The organism is Providencia sp. PROV032 (assembly GCF_028484875.1).
Lineage (GTDB): Bacteria > Pseudomonadota > Gammaproteobacteria > Enterobacterales > Enterobacteriaceae > Providencia > Providencia rettgeri_E.
Genome location: NZ_JAMPSX010000020.1, coordinates 79,639 through 97,490 on the forward strand (window position 1 = coordinate 79,639; position 17,852 = coordinate 97,490).

Annotated in this window: 16 protein-coding genes and 1 pseudogene; all 17 read left to right on the forward strand. The window is 39.0% G+C overall.

Features of this window, described 5'->3' with window-relative positions; genetic code table 11:
- Positions 1-178 precede the first annotated feature (178 nt).
- The 17 genes and pseudogenes from glnA to PSF42_RS14380 all read left to right on the forward strand — a co-directional run bounded on the left by glnA (position 179) and on the right by PSF42_RS14380 (position 17,827).
- The gene (gene glnA, locus PSF42_RS14300; protein WP_125891728.1) at positions 179-1,588 is read left to right on the forward strand and encodes a glutamate--ammonia ligase; all 1,410 of its coding nucleotides are present in this window, start codon (positions 179-181) and stop codon (positions 1,586-1,588) included.
- Positions 1,589-1,744: 156 nt separating this feature from the next.
- On the forward strand, positions 1,745-2,794 hold the full coding sequence (glnL, locus tag PSF42_RS14305) for a nitrogen regulation protein NR(II) (protein WP_213913546.1): 1,050 nt from the start codon (positions 1,745-1,747) through the stop codon (positions 2,792-2,794).
- Positions 2,795-2,803: 9 nt separating this feature from the next.
- Positions 2,804-4,276: a nitrogen regulation protein NR(I) gene (glnG, locus tag PSF42_RS14310; RefSeq protein ID WP_272680255.1), complete on the forward strand. Its 1,473-nt coding sequence runs from the start codon at positions 2,804-2,806 to the stop codon at positions 4,274-4,276.
- Positions 4,277-4,828: 552 nt separating this feature from the next.
- Positions 4,829-5,353 (forward strand): fimbrial protein, encoded by a 525-nt coding sequence (locus PSF42_RS14315; protein WP_125891730.1) that lies wholly within the window; start codon positions 4,829-4,831, stop codon positions 5,351-5,353.
- Between the two features lie 57 nt (positions 5,354-5,410).
- Positions 5,411-6,079: a fimbrial biogenesis chaperone gene (locus PSF42_RS14320; RefSeq protein WP_272680256.1), complete on the forward strand. Its 669-nt coding sequence runs from the start codon at positions 5,411-5,413 to the stop codon at positions 6,077-6,079.
- Between the two features lie 25 nt (positions 6,080-6,104).
- The gene (locus PSF42_RS14325; RefSeq protein ID WP_272680257.1) at positions 6,105-8,642 is read left to right on the forward strand and encodes a fimbria/pilus outer membrane usher protein; all 2,538 of its coding nucleotides are present in this window, start codon (positions 6,105-6,107) and stop codon (positions 8,640-8,642) included.
- The gene (locus tag PSF42_RS14330; protein ID WP_272680258.1) at positions 8,642-9,628 is read left to right on the forward strand and encodes a fimbrial protein; all 987 of its coding nucleotides are present in this window, start codon (positions 8,642-8,644) and stop codon (positions 9,626-9,628) included. The genes PSF42_RS14325 and PSF42_RS14330 overlap by 1 nt, the downstream gene beginning before the upstream one ends.
- Positions 9,629-9,637: 9 nt before the next feature.
- Positions 9,638-10,153 (forward strand): fimbrial protein, encoded by a 516-nt coding sequence (locus tag PSF42_RS14335; RefSeq protein WP_272680259.1) that lies wholly within the window; start codon positions 9,638-9,640, stop codon positions 10,151-10,153.
- A gap of 15 nt (positions 10,154-10,168) precedes the next feature.
- A complete protein-coding gene (locus tag PSF42_RS14340; protein WP_272680260.1) occupies positions 10,169-10,666 on the forward strand; it encodes a fimbrial protein in 498 nt (165 codons plus the stop codon).
- 161 nt (positions 10,667-10,827) lie between these two features.
- The gene (locus PSF42_RS14345; RefSeq protein WP_213913541.1) at positions 10,828-11,106 is read left to right on the forward strand and encodes a helix-turn-helix domain-containing protein; all 279 of its coding nucleotides are present in this window, start codon (positions 10,828-10,830) and stop codon (positions 11,104-11,106) included.
- A gap of 31 nt (positions 11,107-11,137) precedes the next feature.
- Entirely contained in the window at positions 11,138-11,473 is a 336-nt protein-coding gene (locus PSF42_RS14350; protein WP_248467408.1) for a helix-turn-helix domain-containing protein, read from the forward strand.
- A 556-nt stretch (positions 11,474-12,029) separates the two neighbouring features.
- Positions 12,030-12,554: a fimbrial protein gene (locus PSF42_RS14355; protein WP_125891737.1), complete on the forward strand. Its 525-nt coding sequence runs from the start codon at positions 12,030-12,032 to the stop codon at positions 12,552-12,554.
- A 59-nt stretch (positions 12,555-12,613) separates the two neighbouring features.
- A pseudogene (locus PSF42_RS14360) lies at positions 12,614-13,281 on the forward strand (fimbrial biogenesis chaperone).
- Between the two features lie 26 nt (positions 13,282-13,307).
- Complete coding sequence (locus PSF42_RS14365) at positions 13,308-15,818, forward strand: fimbria/pilus outer membrane usher protein (RefSeq protein WP_272680261.1); 2,511 nt, start codon at positions 13,308-13,310, stop codon at positions 15,816-15,818.
- Between the two features lie 91 nt (positions 15,819-15,909).
- Positions 15,910-16,791, forward strand: coding sequence for a fimbrial protein (locus PSF42_RS14370; RefSeq protein WP_272680262.1), 882 nt, complete (start codon positions 15,910-15,912; stop codon positions 16,789-16,791).
- A 9-nt stretch (positions 16,792-16,800) separates the two neighbouring features.
- Positions 16,801-17,316 (forward strand): fimbrial protein, encoded by a 516-nt coding sequence (locus tag PSF42_RS14375; RefSeq protein WP_125891741.1) that lies wholly within the window; start codon positions 16,801-16,803, stop codon positions 17,314-17,316.
- Between the two features lie 13 nt (positions 17,317-17,329).
- Positions 17,330-17,827, forward strand: coding sequence for a fimbrial protein (locus PSF42_RS14380; protein ID WP_272680263.1), 498 nt, complete (start codon positions 17,330-17,332; stop codon positions 17,825-17,827).
- The last annotated feature ends 25 nt before the right edge of the window (positions 17,828-17,852 follow it).

Here is a 17,852-nt window from a genome sequence, read left to right on the forward strand (position 1 = left end):
ATTCCTCACGTAACAATCAGTATTTACTATAATTAAAAAAGTTGGCACGCTTTTAGCTTATCTATTTATAGAGCGCGTGCTAACTAATTTTATATAACTAACACGCCAGACAAACAACAGACCGACTATCAAACGATAGCTTGTGATTTGTTGATTAGACCCGACCAGGAGAGCCGAGATGTCCGCTGAACATGTTTTATCGTTAATTAAAGAGCACAATGTTAGATTTATTGATCTGCGTTTTACCGACACTAAAGGTAAAGAGCAACACATCACTATCCCTGCTCATCAAGTTGACGAAGACTTCTTTGAAGAAGGCCAGATGTTTGATGGTTCATCTATTGGTGGCTGGAAAGGCATCAATGAATCAGACATGGTATTAATGCCAGACCCATCAACGGCGATGTTAGACCCATTCTATGCAGATATCACGTTGATCATTCGCTGCGATATTTTAGAACCGGGCACGATGCAAGGTTATGACAGAGACCCACGTTCAATTTCAAAACGTGCGGAAGATTTCCTGCGCTCAAGTGGCATTGCCGATATCGTTCTCTTTGGGCCAGAACCAGAGTTTTTCGTTTTTGATGACATTCGTTTTGGCAACAACATGCATGGTAGTTACTACCATATTGATGATATCGAAGCGGCATGGAATACAGGCACCAAGTACGAAGGTGGTAATAAAGGCCATCGCCCTGCAGTAAAAGGCGGTTACTTCCCAGTTCCACCGGTTGATTCATCACAAGACTTGCGTTCAGCCATGTGTACCACAATGGAAGAGATGGGCTTAGTGGTTGAGGCTCACCACCATGAAGTGGCAACAGCTGGACAGAACGAAGTGGCGACCCGCTTTAATACCATGACCAAAAAAGCGGATGAAACCCAAATTTATAAATATGTTGTTCACAATGTTGCCCATGCCTACGGCAAAACAGCGACCTTTATGCCTAAACCTTTAGTGGGCGATAATGGCTCTGGTATGCACTGCCATATGTCTTTATCTAAAGGTGGCGTTAACCTGTTCGCAGGTGACAAATACGGCGGTTTATCCGAAATGGCGCTGTATTACATTGGCGGTATTATTAAGCATGCACGTGCGCTGAACGCATTTACAAACCCAACGACTAACTCATACAAACGCTTAGTTCCTGGCTTTGAAGCACCAGTCATGTTGGCATATTCTGCACGTAACCGTTCTGCTTCGATTCGTATTCCAGTCGTCGCGAGTACCAAAGCACGCCGTATTGAAGTTCGCTTCCCAGACCCAGCTGCTAACCCATATTTAGCGTTTGCAGCCCAGTTAATGGCCGGTCTTGATGGCATCATCAATAAGATCCACCCTGGTGATGCGATGGACAAAAATTTATATGACTTACCACCAGAAGAAGCCAAAGAAATTCCAACAGTTTCAGGCTCTTTAGACGAAGCGTTAGCGGAATTAGATAAAGACCGTGAATTCTTAACCCGTGGTGGTGTATTCACGAATGACGCTATTGATGCGTATATTGAATTAACCCGTGCCGACATCCAACGTGTTCGTATGGCACCACACCCTCTCGAATTTGAAATGTACTACAGTGTGTAACACGCCGTTCCACTGTTAGTCTTTGTTGCCGTGAAGCACTTGCCCCATCTTTTGATGGGGCCTTTTATCTCTAACGTATTTACGCAACAAAAATCAAATATCGGTTGTTTGGTCTATCAGGTATAATGCACCAAAATAGTGCAGGAGCAACATTACATGAAAACCGAACATTTGCCAGCACCGGAACACATTCTCGACTCTCTCATTAATAGCGTGCTAATTTTGGATTACGACTTGGTTATCCATTATGCCAACCATGCTGCACTCCAGATCTTAACCCAAAGCCAGCGCAAGCTATACGGTACACCACTACCTCTACTATTCAGCTATTGTTCGCTCAATGATGAACTCATGCTTAATAGTTTAAAAGACGGTCACAGTTTTACCGAAAATGAAGTTACCTTGGTCTTTAATAACCATTCCCATGTGATGTCGTTCAGCGCACAGCCTTTTTCAGAGCAATTTATTTTAGTTGAGCTTTCACAATTAGATAGCCAACGGCGTTTGAGCCAAGAACTCGCGCAAAATGCCCAACAACTTGCCGCACGCGAATTAATCCGAGGGCTTGCTCACGAAATCAAAAATCCACTCGGGGGTTTGCGAGGCGCTGCGCAATTACTATCTAAAGCGCTCCCTGACCCACAACTAAATGAATATACTCAAGTGATTATCGAGCAGGCCGACCGCCTGCGAGCGCTTGTTGATAGGCTACTTGGCCCACAATATCCGGGGCCGAAAACACAGCAAAGTATCCATCATATTATGGAAAATGTAACGCGATTGGTGTCATTAGAAAAACCCGATAACGTGGCACTAATTCGAGACTATGACCCGAGTCTGCCTGAATTAGAATATTACCCCGACCAAATCGAGCAAGTGCTTCTTAATATCACTCGAAATGCATTGCAAGCTCTCGCTGAAACGGGGGGTTATATTACCTTACGTACACGAACGGCATTTCAAGTCACACTACAAGGTGAGCGTTATCGATTGGCTGCACGTATTGATATTGAAGATAACGGCCCCGGTATTCCCTTGGCAATTCAGGATACATTATTTTATCCCATGGTAAGTGGACGACCAGATGGCACCGGACTTGGCCTATCGATTGCTCGCAGTTTAGTCGACCAACATGCAGGAAAAATCGAATTTACCAGTTGGCCGGGCCACACTGAGTTTTCTATTTATCTACCAATTAAGAAATAGGGGATAACCATGACGCAGGGAAAAATTTGGGTGGTCGATGACGATAGCTCCATCCGTTGGGTACTTGAGCGTGCATTCGATAATGCAAAATTCGCTTGCACCTCCTTTGACAGTGCAGATGCTGTACTCGCCGCATTAGAAAATTCACTCCCTGATGTGTTGTTATCTGATATCCGTATGCCAGGCACAAATGGTATTGAGCTTCTGAATACCATCAAACAATCGCACCCTCTTTTACCAATTATTATCATGACAGCACACTCTGACCTTGATGCTGCCGTAAATGCCTACCAATCAGGTGCCTTTGATTACTTACCAAAACCTTTCGATATTGATGAAACTGTCGCATTAGTCGAGCGCGCTCTGAATCATAGCCGCGAACAAAACCATACTGGCCGTGAAGCTAAACAAGCCGCTCCTGTTGTCTCTTCGACCATGATCGGTGAAGCACCGGCTATGCAAGAGGTTTATCGTATTATTGGCCGTTTATCGCGTTCATCAATTAGTGTGCTTATCAATGGCGAGTCAGGTACAGGGAAAGAGTTAGTTGCCCATGCGCTACATCAGCACAGCCCCCGTGCCGATGCCCCTTTTATTGCATTAAATATGGCCGCTATTCCCAAAGATTTAATTGAATCTGAGTTATTCGGTCACGAAAAAGGGGCATTTACGGGTGCGACTCAAGTACGTCAGGGGCGATTTGAGCAAGCTAACCATGGCTCTCTATTTTTAGATGAAATCGGTGATATGCCTCTTGATGTACAAACTCGCTTATTACGTGTTCTGGCGGAAGGCCAATTCTATCGTATTGGCGGTTATACCCCAGTTAATGTGGATGTGCGGATTATTGCAGCGACCCACCAAGATCTCGAAAAACGGGTTAAAGAAGGGCTATTTCGTGAGGATTTATTTCACAGGCTAAACGTGATCCGAGTGCAATTACCCCCATTACGTGAGCGCGTTGAAGATATTCCTCGACTTGCCCACTACTTTTTGCAAAATACCGCCAAAGAGTTAGGAGTAGAAAGTAAGGTACTGCACCCTGATAGCGAAAAAATTCTTCAACGCTATTACTGGTCGGGTAACGTTCGCCAATTGGAGAATGTCTGCCGTTGGTTAACCGTGATGGCAGCAAGCCAAGAAATCTTACCGCAAGACTTACCCGATGATTTGCTTGAAGAGCATCCCCAACCAAATACCGTAGTAAAATCATCCCAAGCCAATCTCATGCCAACACCATCGTTGTCATCGCAAGATCCTATTTCTAACGCCCAGTGGTTTGAATTACTTGAAGAGTGGACTGATAGCGCCTTAATGGATGGAAAGGAAAATCTTTTCGCCCAAACGATGCCATTACTTGAACGCACCATGTTAAATTGTGCGTTGAAATATACAAATGGTCACAAACAAGAAGCCGCCCGTTTATTAGGATGGGGAAGAAATACGTTAACTCGGAAATTAAAAGAGCTTGGGATTGAATAACTACAAAAATTGACTATCCTATTAAGATAAGCGTGACTTAATTTATTATTTCATGCTTGTCTTAATATTCAACAATTCCATATTGACCCACATCAAAAAAAGACATCTAAACGCCAAGAAAATAACTATTAGTGATAATTGGGTTCAGATATTCCCTTTATTACAATACATTTAAGACTATTTATTGTTTCAAAACGAACAATTAAAAAAGCGCCAAATATATTAAACACTACCACGACACATGATGCGTGAAACAATAACAAAAAACACCACGGTAAATCCAATTTAATTATTTAATTTTTATTTTGATCTTCAACAAAAAACCTAAAATCAAAAAAATAACATTTCTTAATATATCCATAAAAAACCTACAACCCATAGTGTGAATATCAAACATAATATATAAAAACCACATCAAAAAAGGAGATTAAGCCCAAATTACTCTCATATTGTTTATTTTTAAAATAAAAGCCAAAATATACACCAGTTGAGTAACTGAATATTTTCACTAACTCAATCTCATCATATAAATATCCTCTTGGAGAGTAATAAATGAAAAAGAATGTCTTTGCCTATTTAATTGCGGCATCGTCTGTTTTTGCCATTAATAATGCATTAGCTGCTGATGGAACTATTGATTTTACCGGTGAAATTACCGACCAAGCTTGTGAATTATCCGCAGGTTCTGATGCACTAAAAGTGAATTTAGGAAAAGTATCAAAAACGGCATTATCAGGTGCGGGAGATACAGCGGCTGCAACGAGATTTACGATCAAATTAATCAACTGCCCTAAAGCCGTAACAACGGCTTCAGTGAAATTTGATGCCGATTCCTATTTAAATGATAGCCAAGTTATCAAATTAAAAGATGAACCCGGTGTTGCTACAGGTGTCGGCATCCAAATTACTGATGACGCTAATGCTGTTGTCCCATTATATACGGCCTCTAAAGCTTATCCATTAAAAGATGGCGTTGTAAATAACTTAGACTTTAAAGCCCATTACATTGCAAAATCCGACGCAGTAACCGTTGGCCCGGCAAATGGTAATGCAACCTTCACTATTAATTATAACTAATTGGCTTTTAGGGTTTAAATGGATTTAAACCCTACTCCCCTATTCAATGGTACTAATATGAAACGCTTAGTTTATTTTTTTATTTCTTCATTCTTATTGATTAATTTAGCCCATGCAGGCGTTATTATTGGCGGGACTCGTGTTATTTATAATGAGGGAAATAAAGACGTCAGTATTAGTGTCGAAAACCCTGATAAAATCCCTTATTTAATTCAATCGTGGATTGACAGTATTGATGAAAAAAAACAATCTGCATTTACCATTACACCACCACTATTTAGATTAAACGCAGATAAAACCAATGCGTTAAGAATATTTTTAACCGAGAATACCTTACCGACAGATAAAGAATCATTATTTTGGCTGAATATAAAAACGATCCCAGCAACAGAGCGAACAGAAAATTCATTACAAATTGCCTTTAAAACACAAATGAAATTAATTTATCGCCCTTCTGCAATTAAAAATGTTGATTTTATTGAAGAGAAAAAGAAATTAACTTGGTCAAAAACAGGAAATAGGATTACGGTAAAAAACCCGACGCCGTATTTTATGAATTTCCAAAGTGTTACCTTTAACGGTAAAAAAGCCAATGACGTCTCTTATGCCGCACCATTTTCTAGCACTTCTTTTGAGATTAACGATACTGCAAGTCACGGCATTGTGAAATGGGAAGTCATTAATGATTATGGTTCTGCATCTGAAGTGAGTGAAGCGAAAATATAGCCCAATATTGATTTAGGTTGTTAAAATGAGAATAAATAAAATATGCTTTAGCCTACTTATTTATTTAGGCTATACGGTACCTTTATACGCTGAAAATGCCATCGACAATAATACGACAGAGGGAAATATCTATTTTGACCCTGATTTCTTAGAGCTACCAAATAAAGACTCTGTTGATTTAAGCCAATTTGAAAATAACCAACAATTGGCCGGTAATTATTACGTTGATATTTATGTCAACACTAACTTAATCGGGGCGAAAAATTTAAAGTTTGATAAAGGCACCGATAATAAATTGGTTCCTTGCTTAACTCTGGATGATTTAAAAAGCTTCGATATTAAAATTGCAGATTATCCTGAGCTACAAAATAGCCAAACAGGCTGTGTTAACTTAGCAATCATTCCTGATGCAACAAGTCAGTTTGAATTTGATTCACAGCGATTATACCTCAGTATTCCGCAAATCGCGCTGGCGAAAAACCCGAGGGGTTATGTTGACCTTGCGGATATCGATAACGGTATTACTGCCCTATTACTGAATTACAGCTATAGTGGTTCTAAAAATACCAATCGTAGCGGTGGAGAAGACACCACCTCGAACTACGTCAATTTACGCCCCGGCTTAAATATTGGGGCATGGCGTCTGCGCAACTATACCACGTGGTCCAACAGCACAGGGCAGCCCAATAAATGGGATACTGTTTATACTTACGCCTCCCGTGGGATCAACCGCATAAAAAGCCAATTAACCTTGGGAGACAGCGTTTCTCCATCAGAGGTGTTTGACAGTGTGCCATTTCGTGGGGCGCAGCTCGCCACCGATGATGATATGTACCCTGAAAGTCTCCGTGGCTATGCGCCAGTCGTGCGTGGGATAGCCCGCAGCAACGCACAGGTCACCATTCGCCAAAACGGTTACACCATCTACCAAACCGATGTAGCAGCTGGCCCCTTTGAAATCACTGACCTCTACCCAACGGGCAGCAGTGGTGACTTACATGTGACGATAAAAGAATCGAACGGTAGCGAACAGGTGCAAATTGTGCCGTTTGCCTCACTCCCTGTATTGCAGCGAGAAGGTTATTTATCCTACAGCACCACCGCGGGGGAATATCGCTCCTATGATAGTCATGTAGATAAAACCAAATTTGGCCAGTTCACCTTGGTATACGGATTGCCATACGGGATCACCGCATACGCTGGTAGCCAACTCAGTGAAAAATATCAATCTTATTCGATAGGTGCTGGGCAAAACATGGGACGTTTTGGCGCGCTTTCTATTGATGTGACCCAATCTCACGCCAAAATGCGTGATGACAGCAAAGAACGTGGGCAGTCTTACCGCTTTAGGTATAACAAAAACCTTAATGATATCGGCACCAACATTGCATTGGCGGGTTACCGCTATTCGACCCAAGGGTATTACAGTTTATCCGAGGTGTTTGATACCTTCCGTGATACCACCTATAGCCCTGAAATCGAGCGCCGCCGTAATCGCGGTGAAATCACCCTCAGCCAAAACCTAGGGGATACTTGCGGTTCTATTTCAATGGGTTATGTTAATGAAGATTATTGGAATAGTGACCGCAAAACACAGTCAGCAACCCTTGGCTATAACAATAGCTGGCAAGGGGTCAGTTACGGGCTGAATTACACCTATAACAAAAATACCAGCAGCTATTCGCAGAGTGCTGGGGCAAAAAAATACAGTGATGAAGACCATTTATTTACTTTTTCGGTCAATATTCCGTTCAGTTTGTTTGAAGATACCGCCTACATTAACTTTACCAGTAACCACAGTAGCCGTGACTCTAGCTCAAGTAACATCGGTGTTTCTGCCTCTCACCTTAACAACCGTTTAAATTGGAGTATGCAACAGAGTTTAACCGATCAGGGGCAAGGCAGTTCTGGTAATGCGAACTCCACCTATAAAGGCAGGTATGGTGAAGTTTCTGGTGGTGCGAGCTATAGCAAAGATAGCTATAACCTGTACTACGGAACTAACGGTAGCCTTGTCGCCCACGCGGGCGGGTTAGTGTTAGGACAACAATTAGGTGAGACAGCCGCACTGGTGGAAATACCAGATGCAGGAGATGTGCCAGTACTAAACCAAGCGGGTGTAGTAACCAATAACCAAGGTTACGCGCTAGTGCCATACGTGACGGCCTACCGTAAAAATTCCATCGATATTGATACTTCGGCGTTACCTAACAACACAGAAATGGAACTCACCAGCCAGTCAGTCTCCCCAAGCCGTGGGGCGCTAGTGAAATCCAGTTTCACCGCTAATGTCGGTTATCGCGCCATTATGGTATTGAATTTTGCAGATGGGAAGCCTGTGCCATTTGGCGCACAAGCGATATTTAAAGATAACAATCAATTAAATAACATGGTCGGTAACGACGGTGAAATTTATTTATCCGGCTTAGCAGAAAATGGCCAATTTATTATCCAATATAACGATAAACAGCAGTGCCAAGTAAATTATAACTTAGCCGATGTTTCGGATTATATGGGGTTATATAAAACTACTGCGGTATGCCGAGAAGAGGGAAATCGATAATGAAAAAATTAATAGTCAACTCTGTATTAGCGGTGGGATGTTTATATTCCGGGTATGCCAATGCAATCTGTGTACAAAATCCCGCATTAAATAATATTATAACAACCGTGACACCACGTACATTTAATATACCTTATGATGATAACAGTGTCCGTGACTTATCTGTTTTTGAACACAGATATGCGAGTGGAAGTCCTTACACAATAACAACTGATCCTGGAACATGTGGACATATGAATTGGCGATACTCTTATGCAAATAGTTGGAAACCTAATGCTAACTATATTGCCAATACAAATATCCCCGGAATTGGCGTAAAAATAATGCACGACAGATTTCATCTTAATAGTGGCACTGAACCATTTTATATTCCTCATAATAATACTCATCGTCGTATACTAATTAATACTCCCGTGTGGAAAGTCACATTTATAAAAACGGGGCGGGTAACACAATCAGGAGCATTATCATCGGGTGTTATTGGTCATGCTCGCGTATATAACCCCTACCCAAGAACAACCTTTACCTTAGCGAGTTTATATTTTCCTACTGACCAAATTAAAGTCAACATTCTCCAATGTTCACTGAAAAATAACCAATCCGTTTATAATATTGAGCTAGGTGACTGGCGAGATACTCAGTTTACAAATATTGGAGATGCTAGTGATGTTATTGATGTTCCAATTACATTAACCTGCAATCCGGGAACAAATATTAAAACTACCGTTACCAGTTCCTCAGGCTATATTGATCAAAATACAGGGAAACTCGCTTTATCCGGTGCAAATAAAGCAACTGGCGTAGCAATTCAACTCTTAGATAAAAACAATACCCCCATAAAGCTAAATACAAAAAATATTTCACAAAGTAATGTTCCTGAAGGTGACTATATTTTGGGATGGAAAGCGCGCTACATTAAAACAGCAGATAAAATCACCCCGGGCTCTGCAAATGCCTCAGCCACCGTTAATATTCGTTATGAATAGGATTAAATAATGAAAAATTTAATGCCCTCCTTATTGATAATAAATAGTTTGACCGCTAGCTTTTATACATATGCTGAAGATAATGTCATATTAAATTTCACAGGCAATATCAAAGCCGCTACCTGTAATATCTCTGGCGGCAACAATATTGATATTGACTTAAAACGTTTACCGATTGATATATTTAATAGCGCGCAGACAGGATCCGACTGGAAAAATTTTGATATTTATTTAAATAACTGCTCCTCATTTGTGAACCAAATTAAACTGACATTTGCAGGCACTGCAGACGCTGCTGACATAAACAGCTTATATAAAAATCTCGGTACTGCACAGAATATCGCTGTGCAATTACAAAGTGGTGATGGTGCCACACCATTAGGTAATCTAAAAATATTACAAGTGCCCTTAAATGGGCAATCTGATATTGCTATCCCATTACGTACCCGTGCATTTAGCGCAGCAGGTAATGTCGTGCCTGGATCTATTTCAGCCAATATCACCGCCACCATCACCTATTTATAAACCGGAGCATATAACATGAAGAAAATGATACTGTTATTCTGTCTTGCTTCCAGTCCCCTATTGGCAGCAGACCCACAAATTAATATCAACGTACATGGCTATGTCGCAGTGATGCCTTGCGAATTAGAAACCATCAATCATGTCATTGACCTAAAAAAAGTGAATGCTTGGAATATTCGAGATACACAAACTTCACCGTGGGTTGATTTCTCAATTAAATTGAAAAATTGCCCTATTGGCACTAAAGAGGCCATTATGGAGATTAAAGGCACACCTGACACAGGCACAACTGACTATTTTATCAACACCGGCTCTGCTAAAAATGTCGCATTAAACTTAGCTCACCATGCAAATAAAGCCACGATAAAAAATGGTGAAAAAATTGCAGCGCTGGTCAATGAACAAACCCGCACAATTGACATCCCACTATCCGCAAGAATGGCGGGTTATGGATCAGGAATGACAAGCGGTTCATTTAATAGCCACCTTGATTTTACATTTGTTTATCATTAACAAGGTCTGGCTATTATAGTAACTAATACCCAAATGAAAACTGTATAGCTCGAATACGTATGATTTAAATCAAGATAGAAACCATAGTACCTGATAGATGTATCTTGAAGGTACAAGGCATTTTTTACTTATTAAAAATAAAAAATCAATGAGGTTAAATAATGAGCAATTATTACCCTGTCTCTGCGGTCATTGGTAATAAAATAAAGTCATTGCGTAAAAATAAAGGACTCTCTCTTGTTACTCTCGCTAAAACGGTTGGAATTAGTGAGCAACAACAATTACGTTATGAACGAGGAAATAACCGAATATCGGTAGATAGGCTAAAACAATACTCCAACTATTTTGATATTAACATTAGTTACTTTTTTTCGTTTAGTGAAGATGAAAAAACAAAAATTAAAAATGGTTATGAAATTAAAAAATCATTTTCTTTATAGTATTTTTACTTAATCATTATTGGTTATCAGTATGAAAAAAAACACATCTAGAATTATCGGAGCACGGATCCGCACACTAAGAAAAGACCATAATATGAGTATTCAGCAACTCAGCACATTACTCGGGATAAGTCAGCAGCATCAATCTCGACATGAACTAGGGGAAATACGAATTCACGTTGATACTTTATATTTTATTTCTGAAATACTCGACCTTGATATTCAAGAATTAATTATTGATTTTGCCATTCCAGCACCAGTTAGCACAATAAACAATCAACAGAATAGAAGAAAAATACTCCAAGCGGAAAGCCTATTATCGCCAGAAAAAATTTCAATTTGTACAAATAGCATCAACAAAAAATAATGTTGCATATTTTTAGGTTGTTGCTCTTTATTATCAAAATAAGAGCAACCTTCGCTTATGTAGTCTTAGTTAAACCATCTAAAATTAAGACTACATCTCTAGTGGTACTTAATTAAAAAACAAGACAGAGCACATTTAGACCTACCAAAACCGACAATTACACTATACTTTCGTTTTTCGACAATACAAATAAAACACTCACTACATTTTACCTAACGTGCCAAAGACTGATAATTCCAAATAATCTCTATATGAGAGATAAATTAAATTTATATCCCTCCTTGTAATTATTCTTAGCTTTATATCGTTATTTAACTTTAGTCAAATAATCATTAAAAATTATATTTAACTTAGTTCAATATAGTATATCAACCCCTCTCTCATAATGTGTTAACTCAATTAAAAAAATTAAATACTTTAATATTTAATTATATATTTCCAATTTTAACAAAACTTGTTTATTTTAAAAAACAGTCTCAAAATACTCTTCAGTTGAGTAATTATTGTTTTTATATACTCAATGAAAAATAAATAATTATCTTTTGGAGAAAAACAAATGAAAAAGAACTTACTTGCATCATTAATTGCTGCAACCTCAATCGTTGCTGTTAATAATGCATTAGCAGCAGATGGGACTATCGATTTTACAGGTGAAATCATCGACCAAGCATGCGAATTAGCAGCTGGCTCTGATGCACTAAAAGTAAACTTAGGACAAGTGTCTAAAAAAGCATTGCCAAATGCAGGAAGTACAGCGGCTGCAACTAAATTTACAATTAAATTAATTAATTGCCCTGCTACAGTAACAGCGGCTTCAGTAAAATTTGATGCTGATTCTTATATTGGTGATGATGAAGTTATTAAATTAAAAGAAGAAACGGGTGTTGCAACTGGCGTTGGTATTCAAATTACTGATGATACGAATAAAATTGTTCCATTATTTACTGCCTCTAAAGCATATCCATTACAACAAAATGTGGAAAATAATTTAGATTTCAGAGCGCGTTATATTGCTAAGTCTGACACAGTGACCCCTGGTCCTGCAAATGCGACAGCAACTTTCACAATCAATTATAACTAAGTAATAAATAAGGTTTAAAAGGACTTAAGCCTTATCTAATAATAATCAATGGTGGTATTATGAAATCTATTATCTATATTTTTATTTCCTTATTGACACTAATAAACACTGCAAATGCTGGTGTTATTATTGGTGGAACCCGTGTTATTTATAACGAGGGAAACAAAGATGTCAGCATCAGTGTGGAAAATCCAGATAAAATCCCTTATTTGATTCAATCTTGGATAGATAATATAGATGAAAAAAACAGTCTGATTTTTCTATCACACCACCATTATTTAGACTAAATGCAGATAGAACTAATGCGTTAAGAATATTTTTAACAGAAAATAAATTACCTAATGATAGAGAGTCATTGTTCTGGCTAAATATAAAAACTATTCCAGCAACAGAAAGAACAGAAAACTCATTACAAATTGCCTTTAAAACGCAAATGAAATTAATTTATCGCCCAAAGGGATTAAAAGATGTTGATTTTATTGAAGAGCAAAAAAAATTAGTGTGGTCAAAATCTGGAAATAAAATTACGGTTAAAAACCCAACGCCATATTTTATGAATTTCCAGAGCATCAGCTTTAATGGAACAAAGGCTAATGATGTTTCTTATGCGGCACCTTTCTCAAGTGCGACTTTCGAGGTTAATAACTCAAATAGTAATGGGACAATAAAATGGGAAGTTATTAATGATTATGGTGCAGCGCCAGAAGCACTCGAAAAGAAAATATAAAACCATAAAATAAGTTGGGCTTTATCATGAAAATAAATAAAATATCTCTAGGCCTGCTATTATATTTAGGCTATACCGCATCGCTATATGCTGAAGAAAAAATAGAAAATAATGTCTACTTTGATCCTGACTTTTTAGAGCTACCGAATAAAGATTCGGTTGATTTGTCACAGTTCGAGAATAATGAACAATTAGCAGGTGATTACTATGTTGATATTTATGTCAACACCAACTTAATTGGTGCTAAAAATCTTAAATTTGAAAAAAATAGCCGTAACCAATTAGTTCCGTGTTTATCACTGGCTGATATTAAAGAGTTTGGTATCAAAACAGCCGAATACCCTGAATTACAAACCGCAGGAAGCCACTGTGTAAACCTTGCCGCGATCCCTGATGCCACAAGTAATTTTGAGTTTGATTCTCAACGTTTATATTTAAGCATCCCCCAAATCGCATTGGATAGAAACCCAAGGGGTTACGTTGACTTAGCCAATATCGATAATGGGATCAACGCACTGCTATTAAATTATAGCTATAACGGCTCTAAGAATTACGATCGTAAAAGTAGTGGCTCGGATAACACATCCCATTATGTAAATTTAAGACCTGGCTTAAATATTGGAGCATGGCGGTTACGCAATTACACCACATGGTCAAGTAGTACCGACCAATCCGGTAAATGGGATACCATCTATACCTACGCATCACGCGGTATTAATCGCATCAAAAGTCAGTTGACCTTGGGGGATAGTGTCTCACCTTCGATGGTTTTTGATAGCGTACCATTTCGGGGTGCCCAACTTGCGACAGATGATGATATGTCCCCTGAGAGTTTACGCGGCTATGCGCCCGTTGTACGTGGGATTGCTCGTAGCAACGCACAGGTGACGATCCGCCAAAATGGTTACATTATCTACCAAACCGAGGTGGCTGCAGGCCCTTTTGAAATCAATGACTTATACCCAACAGGGGGAAGCGGTGATTTGCATGTCACCATCAAAGAATCCAACGGTAGCGAGCAATATCAAATCGTTCCTTTTGCTTCATTACCCGTATTGCAGCGTGAAGGATATTTTTCTTATAGCGTAACGGGCGGGGAATACCGCGCTTATGACAGTAGCATTGATAAAACAAAATTTGGCCAATTTACCTTAATCTATGGTCTACCATATGGTATTACCGCTTATGGTGGTAGCCAAGTGAGTGAGCATTACCAATCTTACTCCATCGGTGCAGGCCAAAACCTTGGGCGATTTGGTGCATTATCCATTGACGTTACTCATGCAAATTCAACGCTAAGTAATGATGTTAAGGAGAAAGGTCAATCATACCGCTTCCGCTATAACAAAAATATCAACGATATTGGTACGAATATCGCATTAGCGGGTTACCGCTATTCCACTAAAGGTTTTTATAGTTTAGCGGAAGTCTTTGATGGTTATAGAAATACAAACTATGCTCCAGAAATTGAACGACGCCGTAATCGCGGTGAAATCACCCTCAGCCAAAACTTAGGGGATAACTTTGGTTCAATCTCTATCGGCTACATCAATGAAGACTACTGGAATAGTGACCGTAAAACACAATCTGCTACCGTGGGTTACAACAACAGTTGGCAAGGCATCAGTTATAGTTTGAATTATACCTATAACAAAAATACTAATAGCTATTCATATACTTCCGGTAGCCGCACGAAAAGTGAAGATGACCATCAATTAGCGTTTTCGGTCAGTGTGCCATTTACCGTGTTTGATAACACCTTCTATTACAACTTTAACAGTAATAGTAGCAGCAACGGCCCAAGCACAGGCAGTATTGGGCTTTCCGCTTCACAACTCAATAACCGCTTAAATTGGAGCATGCAGCAGGGTTTCACCACTCAAGAACAAGGTACGAGCGGCAATATGAACGCCTCTTATAAAGGCCAATATGGTGAAGTTTCAGGCGGAACTGGCTATAGCAAAGACAACTATAACCTTTATTACGGTGTGAATGGTAGCTTAGTGGCTCACTCTGGCGGCCTTGTACTCGGCCAACAATTAGGGGAAACCGCGGCGATTGTTGAAGTCCCAGATGCAGGTGATGTTCCCATTTTAAACCAAGCTGGGGTTGTTACTAATAACCAAGGTTATGCACTCGTGCCTTATGTCACGGCTTATCGTAAAAATGTGATTGATATTGACACTTCTGAACTACCTGAAAATACGGAAATGGAGTTAACCAGCCAAAGTGTTGCACCAAGCCGTGGTGCTCTGGTGAAAGCTAGCTTTGCGGCAAATGTCGGGTACCGAGCCATCATGATATTAACCTTTGCTGATGGTAACCCCGTACCTTTTGGTGCTCAGGCGATATTTAAAGATAACCCACAGCTAAATAATATAGTGGGCAATGATGGTGAAATTTATTTATCTGGCTTAGCTGAAAATGGCAATTTTATTATTCAATATAACGAGAAACAACAGTGCCAAGTAAATTATAACTTAGCAGGCATATCGAACTATATGGGGTTATATAAAACAACTGCTGTTTGCCGATAATAAGGGGTAAATAATGAAAAATCTTATTTATAGAACAATATTGTCAGTGAGTTGTATCTATTTATACTCAGGATATGCTAATGCAGCATGTGTGCAAAATCCTACATGGAGAAATATACAAAAAACAATACCTAATGAAACAATCAACATACAATATGATGACACTAGGTCTTATCAATTAAAATCGATATCTTTACCGATTTATACGGGGACTTATAACCCGACTAATGGTGTTGGTCAAGATTGTGGCGGAAATCAAGTTGGTATTTATCTAGCACTAGTCAGTAATGGTATGGCCGTAAGTGGAATTAATGGTATTGGTGTCAAAGCGAGAATTAATAGCTTTGGATCAAATACCTTCTTTCCTGTCAATGGCCCATATACGGCAACTACATGGACATTCTCGAATCCAGCATGGGATATCCGTATAGAAAAAACGGGGCGCGTTACTTCTGGTGGGATTATTTCAACTCGGCAACTCGCTAGATTTTATCAACAGAATAGAAAGACAGGTACCAATTTTTATATTTCAACTGTTTCTTTTTCCACTAACTATCGAATAAATGTACTCAGTTGCTCACTAAAAAATTCAGTTCCTACCATCAACTTAGGGGATTGGTATGATACCCAATTTCCCTCTGTTGGCAGTACCAGTACAAATATCAATATTCCCATAACATTAAGCTGTATGGCGGGTACTAATATCAAAGCGACGGTCACAAGTTCTAAATATGAAGATACCGCTACAGGAAAATTAGGGCTAACGGGTACTAATACTGCCACTGGCGTGGCAATACAATTGCTGGATAAAAATAATAACCCGATCAAGTTGAACACGTTAAATAGCCTGCAAAATAATGTACCGGCTGGTGATTATATGTTTAATTGGAAAGCTCGCTATATCAAAACGGCCGATAACATCACGCCGGGTACAGCGAATGCCTCCGCGACTGTAAATATTCGCTATGAGTAGGAATAAAAAATGAAAAATATATCTAAAAATTTACTTTTACTTAGTAGCTTAATATTCAGCGGAAATTTATTTGCTGCTAGCACAGTGACATTGAACTTTACCGGAAATATTCGAGCCGCAACTTGCAATATTACCGGTGGGAATAATATTGATATTGACCTGAAAAATATTTCTGCTGATGTATTTCGTAATGCGAGTTCAGGTTCTAATTGGAACACATTTAATATTAGCCTAAATAATTGTTCATCTTTTATTAACCAGGTAAAACTGACGTTTACAGGAACCGCAGATACTGCGGATACTGCAAGCTTATACAAAAACCAAGGTACGGCTAAAAACCTAGCCGTTCAACTACAAAATGGTAATGGAACAACCGCTTTAGGTAACCAAAAAGTATTACAAGTTCCGACAAATGGGCAAGCGAATATTAATATTCCATTACGCACACGTGCTTTTAGCTCATTAGGTAATGCCACTCCGGGAACTATTTCCGCCAACATTACGGCAACAATTACCTATTTATAAAAGAGAAAATAACATGAGACATTTTATTCTATTACTAACACTAATGAGCTGTTCTTTAACTGCATTTGGGCTAACTGCAAATATTAAAGTGCATGGCGTCGTTATTGCTGCACCTTGTGAAGTCGAAAAAAATAACTATTTAATTGATTTGAAAAAAATTAATATTTGGAATATCAAAGATACGCAAAAATCTCCGTGGGTTGATTTTTCCGTGAAGTTAAAAAATTGCCCTGTCGGCACTACCAAAGCTGTAATGAAAATATCAGGTACGCCAGACTCAATAGTCACTGAACATTTTATTAATAATGGTACGGCGAAAAATGTGGCATTAAATTTAGCAAATACTGGTAATAAAACAACAATAAAAAATGGCGATACCATTACCGCAAATGTTAATACTCAAACGCGAAATGTTGAAATTCCATTATCGGCAAGAGTATCTGGTTATGGCAGTGGTATGGTTGCAGGTTCATTTAAAAGCCATTTAGAATTTACATTTACCTATCAGTAATTAATTTTTTGTTGTATCAATTCGA